The following is a 12793-nucleotide window of genomic DNA, read 5'->3' as shown; positions in this document are numbered from 1 at the left end:
CCACCGCAGACCCACCGCGCCAGGAATACCACCCACCGCCGGAATCAACCACAGAAAAACCACCCAGCTGTCACAAACAGCTTGATATATACCGACGTTCCGGCGGTCTCGCGCCTTTCCAGCGAACCGGGTGCTATTTGGCCTAGATCGCGATCTTGTAGATGTGGTGGGTGTACTCGTTGGCGAAGGAGTCCATGAACTTGCCGTCCTGGACGGCGATGGTCCGGTTCTCCCCCACCACCTCAACCTGGGTGCCCGTAATTCCTGCCGGCAGGGTAAAGGTCTTGGAACCCGTTGTGCCGTTAAGACCGATGCCGGCGAAAAGGTATGCGCTGCCATCCTTGGCCTTCAGCATGGTGTCTGTACCCGCAGCCCCGGCATTCCACGCATAGCTTTGCGTGTTCAACACGGGAGCAAGGGATTGGATCCCGGCCAGCGCAGTCTTGATCTTCGCCTTTCGATCAGCCGGGATATCCACCAGGCTGTACGTGCCGAACTGCGGATCGTTGTTGTGTTGGAAGATATCGATGCCCCGCGCTTCATGGATGATGGCCGACCACATGGCGCCTTCCATCTGCTCCGGAGTGATGGTCCTGTCATTGCTGCTTTCCAGGAACGGACGGGCAGACTCCACAAAAACCCAGTTCGGTTGGATGCCCGGGCTCGACTGGTAGAAACGCATGCGATCAGCCGTCCAGCCGTAGGCCGCACTGGTGGCAGCTTTGGCCCCGGCAGGCCACGACGGCGTGCGGTCCACCTCGAACTGCAGGTCGGCCCGCGTGTAGAAGTACTGATCGTTGCTGCTCGCGTCAACTGCAGCCATGAAGTCGTCCATCAGGCCCGGCGCCCAGTAGGTTCCGAAGATGCCCTTGCTGTAATTCGCGAAGGCAGGACGGCCGTCGTTCTTGGCCCGGATGTTGGCCACCAACTGCTTCATGACCTGCAGGTTCTGCTCGGCCGATACGCTGCCACAACCCAGGCCGACCATCTCGCACTCGTCGTCCGTATCCCAACCGACCACGCCCGGATCACTTCCGACCTCCGCCTGGGTCCATTCGCCGCCCGGAATCACCAGCATCCCGGTATCGGTAATGGACTTCATGGTTGATCCGTCGTGCTCCGCATTGTGATACACGTTCACGCCGATGTCCTTCAGTTGAGCAGCATGGCCCGGCTTGCCATACCAGACACCGATCGGGAACAGGTTGGGGTTGTTCAGCTTGGCTGCCCCGGGGAACTTGGACCAGTATGCAGGACCGCCGTCCCAGGGGATTCTTGCCAGATTGGCCAGGCTGCCGGTGGATGGAGTGGGGGTGGGGGTGGGCGTTACCGTCTCCGTCGGCGTGGGGGTGGGGGTGGGCGTTGCCGTCTCCGTCGGCGTCGGGGTGGGCGTTGCCGTCTCCGTCGGGGTGGGCGTGGGGGTGGGCGTTACCGTCTCCGTCGGCGTCGGGGTGGGCGTTACCGTCTCCGTCGGCGTCGGGGTGGGCGTTACCGTCTCCGTCGGCGTCGCCGTCGACGTCGTGGTCGGTTCAACTGTGGACGTTGCCGTGGGGCTCTCGGTGGGTGGTGGCGTGCCGGGGTCCGTGCACCCGGCAAGGGCCACCACAATCACCGCCCCGAGCGTGGCGAAGGTGCGTTTCATGAAGTTGTCTTCCTTTGGGGAAGCAGCCAGATGCTGCTTTGCGGCGCCAGACCCCCAGATCCGACTCTTTCTGAGACCTACCGCGGCAGGCGTTGTAAGCCGGGCATCCATGTCCCGGCCAAGCCCGATGACGAGCGCCAGCTATTGCCCGACCTGCTGCATTGCGACACGTGCGGACCTGGGTCCGGCGCCATCGAGCCAGCAAAATACAAACCCAACCAGTGGGTGGTGACGACTCTCGAGTACCCGAAGGTCGAGCCGTCGGACCAGCTTACGCGAACCGCTCAGCACCCTGCCGATTGTTACGTACATCACATCTCTCCGACCATTTAGACGAGTTCCTGTGCATTAGACGTCAGGAACCATCTAATGCACGGGATGTCGTCTAAGCGGCCCAGCGCAAGGCCCTTAGCACCCGGTTCTTGAACTCTTGCTCGTTGAACAGATCCCTCCACGTGATGCGGATGACCGTCCAACCCTGCTCAATCAGCGCCTTCTCCCTCTGCCGCTCCCTGTAGATCACTTCTTCCGTGGGCGCGAAGTCGAAGTATTTGACCTTGCCGTCGAATTCCAAGGCCACCTTCTTTTCCCGCCAAGCGAGGTCAATCCGATACCTCCCTTCAACGGTGGGTACCTCCACCTGTAGTTCCGGCGATTCAATCCTGAGGCGCCCAATGAGATCTCGGGTCAGGGTTTCACCTGGCGATTCAGACCTCGGATCGGCATTCTTCAGTGCACGGCGGAGTGACGTCACGCCATTACGCCCGCGGAGGTCCTCGCACGCTTCCAGAAGCTTCCGCCGGCTGGCGCCGAGCCGGAGCGCGTGATCCATGAGGATCAGAGACTGCCGGTAGTCGAGCATCAAACAACAATCCACCACGGTGCGCTCCAATGAAGTGCATTTCAATCCGCCCCGCTGGACAACCTCGGCATCATCAACGAGCCTCGTATGGGGAACGACATCCCTGCCGTGTGAGACCGGGGACGGAGGCGCCTTCTGTGTGATGTGTATGCGATCGTCCACGTTCCAGAGGAACAGGCCATGAAGCCGGGCAGCTGATGTATGACTGTAAACGAGGCCTCCTGCCGAGGTTGCAAGCGTCCCGTGAGCATGGGCAGCAATGCGCTGACGGCTCTGAACCCAAGGCTTTTGCGCCGCCCAGACACTCCCCCTGATATAGCAGCCCCGCCTCATCCTCACCAGCTCTCCGGACCGAACCATGGCCCCAATGTTCCGGGTGTTGAAACCAGCGTTTTCCAGTTCAGCTGTTCGCCAGAGGTCCATACCGGCAGGAAGTTCGCGGGGCGTCTTGTTGGTCATGGCACAAGCCTCGCGAACAGCGCCTTGCCAGCGAAGGACCTCGCACAGCTATGTGGACACCGCCCGATTAGACGACGTCGTGCGTATTAGACGACTCCTAACGTCTAATGGGCAGCGAGCCGTCGAAATGGTGGGCCCCAGTGCCGCGAGAGCACACGGCATCAAGGGCGCACAACAAAGCGGGCGGCACCTCCCCAGGTGCCACCCGCCTCGTTGGCTCTGTTGCGCAGAGTCCGCGCCCTTGTTGCAGGTCAGGGGCGCTGCCGGCCGAAGACAGGGAGTGCGCGCAGCCAGCGGGAGAACCCGGTGGCCTTGCGGTCACAGTCGGCCGGAATGTAAAAGTCCGGATCGGTGGCACCAAAGGGCAGGTACAGCTCCTGACCCGGCGCCGGGAATTCCACGACGTTGTTCGTATCCTTCGAGTCCATCTGTGCCTCCTCATTTTGATAGCCGATGTTTCCGTAATTTGGAAACTTTTTATTGTTATGTGGAAAGTCTAGAAGACGCCCAAAGTCAGCGTCAAGACCTTCTTTCCGGCCCTCGAGGTAGCGCCGGTCACATTCGGCTGGTTCATAACGATCTTCCGGAACCCGTATACACAAGCCGATTACGTAAGCTACTCTCGAATGAGTTCGTGGCGTAGGTCACGTAACCTGAGAGCAGCAGGCAGGGTCGTAATGAGCTGGCATCCATGGATGCCGGCTCTTTTTTGTTGGGTCGGCTCCATCGGAAACGCAGTGGAAACACTCGCTTAATTTCATTGATGGAACGTTGGTTCCACCTCACAGAAGTTGGGATATGACCATGAGCAACAACATCGTCCTCGGCGAAAACCAGTACGGCAAAGCAGAAGTCCGCGTCGTCAAGGTCACCCGGGATACCGACCGCCACCAGATCGAAGACCTGAACGTCACCTCGCAGCTCCGGGGCGACTTCGAGGCAGCCCACCTCGAAGGCGACAACGGCCACGTCGTCGCGACCGACACCCAGAAGAACACCGTCTACGCGTTTGCCCGTGAAGGTGTCGGCTCCCCCGAAGCCTTCCTGCTCCGCCTCGCCGACCACTTCACCGGCGAATTCTCTTGGGTTACCGGCGGCCGCTGGGAAGCTGAATCCTACGCATGGGAGCGCATTCAGGCCCACGGCGAAGGCCATGACCACAGCTTCGTCCGCAACGGACAAGAGGTGCGGACCGCCGTCGTCGTGCGTGACGGGGCAACCACCCACATTGTCTCCGGCCTCAAGGACCTGACCGTCCTGAAGACCACGCAGTCCGGCTTTGTCGGCTACCCGCGCGACAAGTACACCACCCTGCCGGAGACCACCGACCGCATCCTCGCAACGGATGTCTCGGCCCGCTGGCGTTACAACACCAACCTGGACGCCTCGGCGACGGACTTCAACAAGAGCTACGAGGACATCAAGGCCCTCCTCCTTGAAGGCTTCACGGAAAACTACTCGCACGCTTTGCAGCAGACCCTCTTCGACATGGGCAAGAAGGTCCTTGAGGCACACAGCGAAGTTGCAGAGATCAAGTTCTCCATGCCGAACAAGCACCACTTCCTGGTTGACCTGAGCCCGTTCGGCCTGGACAACCCCAACGAGGTCTTCTTCGCCGCCGACCGCCCGTACGGCCTCATCGAAGCAACTGTCCAGCGCGACAACACCACCGCCGCACCCCTTGCCTGGATGGGCATCGCCGGCTTCTGCTAAGCACGTCCCGGCTTCATACCCGCGAAGAAACCGCGCGTAAAGGCCGGAAAGAGTTTGTGTGCAGGTTCCGCCAAGCCCCGCAAAGACGGAACCTGCACACAAACCCGACCCCAAAAACACCAAACTTTTGTTAGCCAGACACAGTTAGCCAGACGAAGACGTCTGCCATGAACCCAGAAAGTCTGCCATGAACACCAAGAAGAAGTCCCGCCCCGCGAATACCACCTCGCCCCAAAAGTCCCAGCGTCCGGAGGACCAGCGGCTCTCGATCGGAAGCACCTTCGCTTACGGCTTCCAGCACGTCCTCACCATGTACGGCGGCATCATCGCTCCGCCACTGATCATCGGCGCAGCCGCAGGCATGTCTTCGCAGGACATCGGGCTCCTCATCGCCGCCTGCCTCTTCGTCGGCGGCCTCGCCACCATCCTGCAGACCGTGGGTATCCCGTTCTTCGGCTCGCAGCTCCCCTTGGTGCAGGGCGTCTCGTTCGCCGGCGTTTCCACCATGGTGGCGATCGTCCAGGGTGGCGGCGGGATCCAGGCGGTGTTCGGCTCGGTGATGGTAGCCTCGCTGATCGGCCTGGCAATCACTCCCCTGTTCTCGAAGATCATCAAGTTCTTCCCACCGGTAGTCACGGGCACAGTGATCACCACGATCGGACTGACCCTCATGCCGGTCGCCGCGAACTGGGCCATGGGCGGCAATGCCAAGGCCGCCAACTACGGCAGCATGGCCAACATGGGTCTCGCAGCACTGACCATGGGCGTCGTCCTCCTCCTGAGCAAGATCGGAAACGCAGCGATCTCGCGCCTCTCCATCCTGCTGGCCATGGTCATCGGCACCCTCATTGCTACGGTTACGGGGATGGCCGACTTCTCCAAGGTTGGCCAGGGCGACATCGTGGCCTTCCCCACCCCGTTCGCTTTCGGTGCCCCCACTTTTGAAATCGCTGCGATCATCTCCATGCTGATCGTCATCCTGGTGACGCTCACGGAAACTTCGGCTGACATCATCGCCGTGGGCGAGATCGTTGACACCAAGGTTGACTCCCGCCGGATCGGCAACGGCCTGCGCGCAGACATGCTCTCCAGCGCCATCTCCCCGCTGTTCAACTCCTTCACGCAGAGCGCCTTCGCCCAGAACGTGGGCCTCGTGGCCATCACGGGCATCAAGAGCCGCTTCGTCGTCAGCGCCGGAGGCCTCATCCTGGTTGTCCTGGGCCTTCTCCCGATCCTGGGCCGAGTGGTCGCTGCGGTTCCGACGCCCGTCCTGGGCGGTGCCGGCGTCGTGCTCTTCGGTACAGTGGCCGCCAGCGGTATCCGCACCCTCGCAAAGGTCGAGTACAAGAACAACATGAACCTGATCATCGTGGCTGCCTCGATCGGCTTCGGCATGATCCCGATCGCCGCCCCGAAGTTCTACGACCAGTTCCCGTCCTGGTTCTCTACGATCTTCCACTCGGGCATCAGCTCGGCAGCGGTCATGGCGATCCTGCTGAACATCCTGTTCAACCACTTCAAGGCCGGCAACTCGGACAACCAGTCGGTGTTCGTTGCGGGCACGGAGCGGGTGGTCACGCCCGAGGACATCAAGTGCCTCGAGCACGGCGACCGATTCGAGAACGGCAAGCTGATCGACGCCGACGGCAATGAAGTCCCGCTCAAGAGCACCTCGGCGTCAGAGCACTAGCTCGCGGCGAACAAGCAAGACGGCAGTGTTTCCTTGGGGGACACTGCCGTCTTTCGGCGGCTTAGGAACCTTGCGTAATACGCACGACGGCGGCACGCGCCACCGGGGCCGGCTCCCTTGGGTGAGGACGCCGGGCAAAGAAGAACCCCCATGCTTGCGGTAAGCATGGGGGTTGTTCGCCCGCAACAGGGGGATCTAGTTCTGGTTCAACTCCGCGGAGATAGCCAAGGCGGCCTCCCGCAGCATGGGAACTGCGCGGTCGGCGAAGGTCTGGTCCACGCGGGTGATCGGGCCGGAGACGGAGATGGCCGTAGGAGTGGGCGCGTTGGGGACGGCCATGGCAAAGCAACGGACGCCGAGCTCCTGCTCTTCCTCGTCAATGGAGTAGCCGCGTTCGCGGATCAGCTTCAGGTCAGCGAGCAGGGAATCGATGTCGCCGATGCTCTTGGCCGTGGGGGTAGGCATGCCGGTGCGGGCCACGATGCCGCGGACCTGCTCGTCGTCGAGCTGCGCCAGGATCGCTTTCCCCACGCCGGTATCGTGCGTGTGGGCACGGCGGCCAACCTCGGTGAACATGCGCATGGAGTGCATGGACGGGACCTGGGCCACGTAGATGACCATGTCGGAGTCGAGCACGGCCATGTTGGAGGTCTCGCCCAGGCGTTCCACGAGGGTCTTCAGTTGCGGACGGGCCACGGCGCCGAGCTGCTTGCTGGCACCTTCACCGAGGCGGATGAGCCGCGGGCCAAGCGCATAGCGGCGGTTGGGCAGCTGGCGGATGTAGCCCAGCGATACGAGGGTCCGCAGGAGGCGGTGGATGGTAGGCAAGGGCAGGTCCGTGGAGGACGACAGCTCACTGAGCGTGACATCCCCGCCTGCATCCGTGATCAGTTCAAGCAGTTCAAAGACGCGCTCAACGGACTGCACGCCTCCGGAGGCTTTTTCAGCCATTCCCTTGTCTCCAATGACTCAGATTCCGACAACTCTTATCCGCATCGTGAAAAGAATTGCTTTGAACACCCAAGATACAGCACAGCGCCAAGCTTCGCGACGACACCGAAGATGACCGATCAAGGGGTTGTGTTTCCACTTGGTAGATAATAATATCCATAATACGAAAACATTCGAATTTGAACGGCGGCCCGGGAACGGGCCTAACAGGAGGAATTTCAATGGCGAATCCGAGCCCCGGTAACTCGATCACCCTGCGCGTCTCCGCGCCGTCGAGCTTCACCGCGACGAGCGAACTGGCAGCAGCTGTTGGCGCAGCCGGTGCCGCAATCACCGCACTGGACGTCACGGAATCCCACCACGAGACCCTCGTCGTGGACGTCACTTGCAACACCACCGACGACGCCCACGCAGCCCGCGTCAAGGACGCCCTGAACGCCCTCGAAGGCGTAACGGTCCAGCACGTCTCAGACCGCACCTTCCTGATGCACCTTGGCGGCAAGCTCGAGGTCGTCCCGAAAGTAGCCCTGCGCAACCGCGACGATCTGTCCCGCGCCTACACTCCCGGCGTCGCACGTGTTTGCCTGGCGATCGCAGAGGACCCGGCCGCTGCCCGGAACCTGACGGTCAAGCGCAACACCATCGCCGTCCTCACCGATGGTTCCGCCGTGCTGGGTCTCGGCAACATCGGCCCCGCCGCCGCGCTCCCGGTCATGGAGGGGAAGGCCGCGCTGTTCAAGCAGTTCGCCAACGTTGACGCCTGGCCGGTCTGCCTGGACACCCAGGACACCGAGGAGATCATCAAGATCGCCAAGGCCATGGCCCCCGTCTACGGCGGCATCAACCTCGAGGACATCGCAGCACCGCGTTGCTTCGAGATCGAGAACCGCCTCCGCGAAGAACTCGACATCCCGGTCTTCCACGACGACCAGCACGGCACGGCGATTGTTACCCTCGCCGCTTTGGTCAACGCCCTTCGCGTCGTGGACAAGAAGCTGTCCGAGGTCAAGATCGTCGTCTCGGGCGTCGGCGCTGCCGGCTCCGCCATCATCCAGCTCCTCCAGGCCCAGGGCGCGCAGCACATCGTCGCAGCCGGCCGTTCAGGTGCCATCCACTCGGGTGAAAAGTACGACGACGAGCACCGCAGCTGGATCGCGGCGAACACCAACGAGGAAGGCTTCTCCGGCAGCCTCCACGACGCCCTCAAGGGAGCCGACGTGTTCATCGGCGTCAGCGCCCCGCACGTCATCGGAGAAGAGCAGGTTGCCTCCATGGCAGAGAACGCGATCGTGTTCGCCATGGCCAACCCGACGCCGGAAATCGACCCGGCCATCGCTTCCAAGCACGCAGCTGTTGTTGCCACGGGACGCAGCGACTTCCCGAACCAGATCAACAACGTGCTGGCCTTCCCGGGCTTCTTCCGGGGCCTGCTTGACGCCGGAGCATCGGACATCACGCCGAACATGCTGGTCGCCGCCGCCGAAGCTATCGCCAATCGCGTGGCTGACGATGAGCTCAACGCGAGCTACATTATCCCCAGCGTCTTCGATCCCCATGTTGCCGCCGAGGTAGCTGCCGCCGTCGCTGCAGCCGCCCACGCGAACGCAGCTCGCTAGCACCAGCGCAATCTAGACAAAGGAATCCGCTCCCATGGCTATTACAGTCACCGATCCCCGGCCGATCGAACGCGCCGAGGAAATCCTCACCCCCAAAGCCTTGGCCTTTATCGAAGAACTGCACACGCGCTTCGCCGGCACCCGCAACGAACTGCTCCAGGCACGTAAGGCCAAGCGCCAGAAGGTCGCAGAGACGTCCCGCCTGGACTTCCTTCCGGAGACCCGGGAAATCCGCGACGGCGACTGGAAGGTAGCCGAAGCACCGGCCGCCCTGCAGGATCGCCGCGTCGAGATGACTGGTCCGGCTACCCCGGCCAAGATGGCCATCAACGCCCTCAACTCCGGCGCCAAGGTCTGGCTGGCCGACCTCGAAGATGCCTCCACTCCTACGTGGCCCAACGTCATCGACGCAATCCTGAACCTCCGTGACGCAGCCCAGGGAACCCTGAGCTACACCTCCCCCGAAGGCAAGGAATACCGCCTCCGTACGGACGCTCCCTTGGCCGTCGTCGTGGCCCGCCCGCGCGGCTGGCACATGGAGGAAAGCCATCTCCTGATCGACGGCGAACCCACGGTCGGCGGCCTGGTGGACTTCGGCCTGCACTTCTTCCACATCGCAAAGCAGCTCCTGCTTAACGGACACGGCCCGTACTATTACCTGCCTAAGATGGAAAGCCACCTCGAGGCCCGGCTGTGGAACGACGTCTTCGTCTTCGCCCAGGACTACCTCGGCATCCCGCAGGGCAGCATCCGCGCCACGGTCCTGATCGAGACCATCCCGGCCGCTTTCGAGATGGACGAGATCCTCTACGAACTGCGGAACCACGCTTCCGGCCTGAACGCCGGCCGCTGGGACTACCTCTTCAGCATCATCAAGTACTTCCGTGATGCAGGCGAAGAGTTCGTCCTCCCGGACCGCGCCACCGTTGCCATGACCGCTCCCTTCATGCGCGCCTACACCGAACTCCTGGTCAAGACCTGCCACAAGCGCGGCGCCTTCGCCATGGGTGGCATGGCCGCAGTGATCCCCAACCGCAAGCAGCCGGATGTCACCGCCGCAGCCTTCGAGAAGGTCCGCGCCGACAAGACCCGCGAAGCAAACGACGGCTTCGACGGCTCGTGGGTTGCCCACCCGGACCTGGTGTCCACCTGTCGCGAAGTGTTCGACTCCGTGCTCGGCGATCGCCCGAACCAGATCGACAAGCAGCGCCCCGAGGTGAACGTCACCGCCGAGCAGCTGATCGACGTCTCCTCCGCCGGTGGTACCGTCACCGAAGCCGGCCTGCGCCTGAACCTCTATGTCGCCGTCGCCTACACCGGCGTTTGGATCTCCGGCAGCGGCGCCGTGGCCATCCACAACCTGATGGAAGACGCTGCGACTGCGGAAATCTCACGCTCGCAGGTGTGGCAGCAGCTGCGCAACAAGTCCATCCTCGCGGACACGGGCAACACCGTGACCCGCGAACTCGTCACCCGGATCCTCGGCGAAGAGACCGAACGCCTGCGCATCGAGTTCGGCGACGAGAACTTCACCAAGTACTACGAGCCCGCGTCCAGGCTGATCGAGGACATTTGCCTCTCCGACGAGTACACGGACTTCCTCACCACGCCGGCGTATGAGCTGGTGGGCTGAGATGGGTTCGTTCTCCTCCTCCGACCTGGCCCACATCGAGGACCAGCTTTCCGCCACGGACCAGTTGCTTGACCGCAACTACCCCGGCGACGACGGCTCACGCCAACCCATCCACACCGTCTACGTCCCCGCCGACCGCTTCACGCCCACCTTCGTGGCTGATTGGGGCGCGCAGGCATTCGCGACGGCGGAGGCCCACGGCGGCCTCGAAAAGCTCGGTCAGCTGTTGGGCCAGGAGCCCGACCTCGCTTCCGCTGTCGCCGCCCGGGTTGCCTCCAAGCTCGCTTCCGAGCCGATCGAGGACCTGCGTTTGGACTTCGAGGACGGCTACGGCGACCGTGGCGATGAGGCAGAAGATGCCGACGTCGTTGCTGCCGCCAAGGCCGTTGCTGCTGCGGTTGCTGCAGGGACCGCGCCGCCGTTCATCGGCATCCGCTTCAAGTGCTTCGAGGCGCCCACCCGGGCCCGTGGCCTGCGCACCTTGGACTTGTTCGTGTCCACGCTGGCTGAAGCCGGCGAGCTTCCCGAAGGACTGATCCTTACCCTGCCCAAGGTCACCACGGTGGCCCAGGTCCAGGCCATGGATTACGCGGTCTCCCGCCTCGAGGAAGTCCTCGGACTCCCCGCCGGCCGGCTCCGCTTCGAGGTGCAGGTAGAAACCCCGCAGCTCATCCTCGGCGCCGACGGGACCTCGCCCGTAGCGCAGCTCCCGCACGTGGTTCCTGGCCGTATCAGCGCACTGCACTACGGCACCTACGACTACAGCGCGTCCCTGGGCATCTCCGCGGAATACCAATCCATGGAGCACCCGGTGGCCGACTTCGCCAAGGAAGTCATGCAACTGGCTGTCGCAGGCACGGGCATCCGCCTCTCCGATGGTTCCACCAACATCATCCCCGTGGGTGACGCAGTGGAGGACGCGTGGAAGCTGCACGGACGACTGGTCCGCCGCTCCCTGGAAAACGGCTACTACCAGGGCTGGGATCTCCACGCCGCCCAGCTCCCCAGCCGTTTCTCGGCGTCGTACGCTTTCTACCGCGAAGGCCTGCCGGCCGCGGCGCTGCGCCTGCGCAACTATGTTGAGCGGACCGAAGGCGGCGTCATGGACGAGCCCGCCACCGCCCGTGCCCTGGCCGGCTTCGTCCTCCGCGGCGTCCAATGCGGCGCAGTGGGGACCGACGAGGTCAAGGCGCTTGCCGGCGTCGAACTTTCCCAGCTGACCGCACTGGCGCACCCGCGGCTGGCACAACCGACTTCCCACTGATTAGGAGCACTGATGGGCAACTATTACTACCCGACAGGTGGCTTGCCGCCGCAGACCCACTTGACCACCGAGCGGGCCATCGTCACCGAGGCCTACACCGTGATCCCCAAGGGCGTCCTGACGGACATCGTCACCAGCAACCTGCCGGGCTTCACCAACACGCGTTCGTGGATCATCGCGCGGCCGATCTCCGGCTTCGCCACCACGTTTTCGCAACTGATCGTGGAGATCGCGCCCGGCGGCGGCGCTCCCAAGGCTGAGTTCGAGTCCGGCGTCGAAGGCGTTGTTTTCGTGACCAAGGGCAAGCTCAACCTGACCCTCGACGGCGAACTGCACCACCTCGAAGAAGGTGGCTACGCCTACCTCGCGGCCGGTGCCGAGTGGGGCGTGGAGAACGTCTCCGACGACATCGTGTCCTACCACTGGATCCGCAAGGCCTACGAGCGACTCGAGGGCTACGAGGCCAAGTCCTTCGTGACCAACGAGAAGGACGTTGAGCCGACTTCCATGCCGGACACCAACGACGTCTGGAAGACCACGCGCTTCACGGATTCCAGTGACCTCGCCCACGACATGCAGGTCAACATCGTCACATTCCAGCCCGGCGGCGTGATCCCCTTCCCGGAGACGCACGTCATGGAGCACGGACTGTACGTCCTGGAGGGCAAGGCCATGTACTTGCTCAACAACGACTGGGTTGAGGTGGAGGCCGGTGACTTCATGTGGCTGCGCGCGTTCTGCCCGCAGGCTTGCTACGCAGGTGGGCCGGGCGAGTTCCGGTACCTGCTGTACAAGGACATGAACCGCCAGGTGAAACTGACTTAGTCTGCGCCGAGATCGCCGGAACGCTGCCCTTTCGCAGGGAACGTCCCTGTGTGTCAGGCTGTCGTGTGACAGGTTGTGTGTCGCTCGCGGTCTGACGCACAGGGCGGGGAAAGGTCCGTCATGGATTTTGTTATTCCC

Annotated in this window: 10 protein-coding genes; 6 read left to right on the top strand and 4 right to left on the bottom strand. The window is 62.9% G+C overall.

Annotation, left to right across the window (positions count from 1 at the left end; all coding sequences use genetic code 11):
- Positions 1-142: 142 nt before the first annotated feature.
- The 3 genes from ACIPY2_RS21745 to ACIPY2_RS21735 form a co-directional block, all read right to left on the bottom strand.
- Entirely contained in the window at positions 143-1642 is a 1500-nt protein-coding gene (locus tag ACIPY2_RS21745; protein WP_400268484.1) for a hypothetical protein, read from the bottom strand.
- A 385-nt stretch (positions 1643-2027) separates the two neighbouring features.
- A complete protein-coding gene (locus tag ACIPY2_RS21740; RefSeq protein WP_400268483.1) occupies positions 2028-2963 on the bottom strand; it encodes a hypothetical protein in 936 nt (311 codons plus the stop codon).
- 251 nt (positions 2964-3214) lie between these two features.
- Positions 3215-3391 (bottom strand): hypothetical protein, encoded by a 177-nt coding sequence (locus ACIPY2_RS21735; RefSeq protein WP_400268482.1) that lies wholly within the window; start codon positions 3389-3391, stop codon positions 3215-3217.
- A 370-nt stretch (positions 3392-3761) separates the two neighbouring features.
- On the opposite strand from ACIPY2_RS21735, the gene pucL reads away from it, so the two are divergent.
- Positions 3762-4676, top strand: coding sequence for a factor-independent urate hydroxylase (gene pucL / locus ACIPY2_RS21730; RefSeq protein WP_400268481.1), 915 nt, complete (start codon positions 3762-3764; stop codon positions 4674-4676).
- Positions 4677-4863: 187 nt separating this feature from the next.
- Positions 4864-6366, top strand: coding sequence for a nucleobase:cation symporter-2 family protein (locus tag ACIPY2_RS21725; protein WP_400268480.1), 1503 nt, complete (start codon positions 4864-4866; stop codon positions 6364-6366).
- Between the two features lie 195 nt (positions 6367-6561).
- Here the strand turns inward: ACIPY2_RS21725 and ACIPY2_RS21720 are convergent, their stop codons facing one another.
- Positions 6562-7317, bottom strand: a complete 756-nt coding sequence (locus ACIPY2_RS21720; protein WP_400268479.1) for an IclR family transcriptional regulator — start codon at positions 7315-7317, stop codon at positions 6562-6564.
- A 221-nt stretch (positions 7318-7538) separates the two neighbouring features.
- On the opposite strand from ACIPY2_RS21720, the gene ACIPY2_RS21715 reads away from it, so the two are divergent.
- Genes ACIPY2_RS21715 through ACIPY2_RS21700 form a run of 4 tightly spaced genes read left to right on the top strand, consistent with a single transcriptional unit; the run spans position 7539 to position 12655 of the window.
- Entirely contained in the window at positions 7539-8933 is a 1395-nt protein-coding gene (locus ACIPY2_RS21715) for an NAD-dependent malic enzyme (protein WP_400268478.1), read from the top strand.
- A gap of 34 nt (positions 8934-8967) precedes the next feature.
- Entirely contained in the window at positions 8968-10566 is a 1599-nt protein-coding gene (gene aceB, locus ACIPY2_RS21710; protein ID WP_400268477.1) for a malate synthase A, read from the top strand.
- Between the two features lies 1 nt (position 10567).
- Positions 10568-11830: a DUF6986 family protein gene (locus tag ACIPY2_RS21705; RefSeq protein WP_400268476.1), complete on the top strand. Its 1263-nt coding sequence runs from the start codon at positions 10568-10570 to the stop codon at positions 11828-11830.
- 12 nt (positions 11831-11842) lie between these two features.
- A complete protein-coding gene (locus ACIPY2_RS21700; protein WP_400268475.1) occupies positions 11843-12655 on the top strand; it encodes a bifunctional allantoicase/(S)-ureidoglycine aminohydrolase in 813 nt (270 codons plus the stop codon).
- The last annotated feature ends 138 nt before the right edge of the window (positions 12656-12793 follow it).

It is taken from the genome of Paenarthrobacter sp. NPDC089675, from assembly GCF_044749185.1.
Classification (GTDB): Bacteria; Actinomycetota; Actinomycetes; order Actinomycetales; family Micrococcaceae; genus Arthrobacter.
The sequence above is the reverse complement of the archived record's forward strand: the minus strand, read 5'-3'. Positions and strand labels throughout refer to the sequence as shown.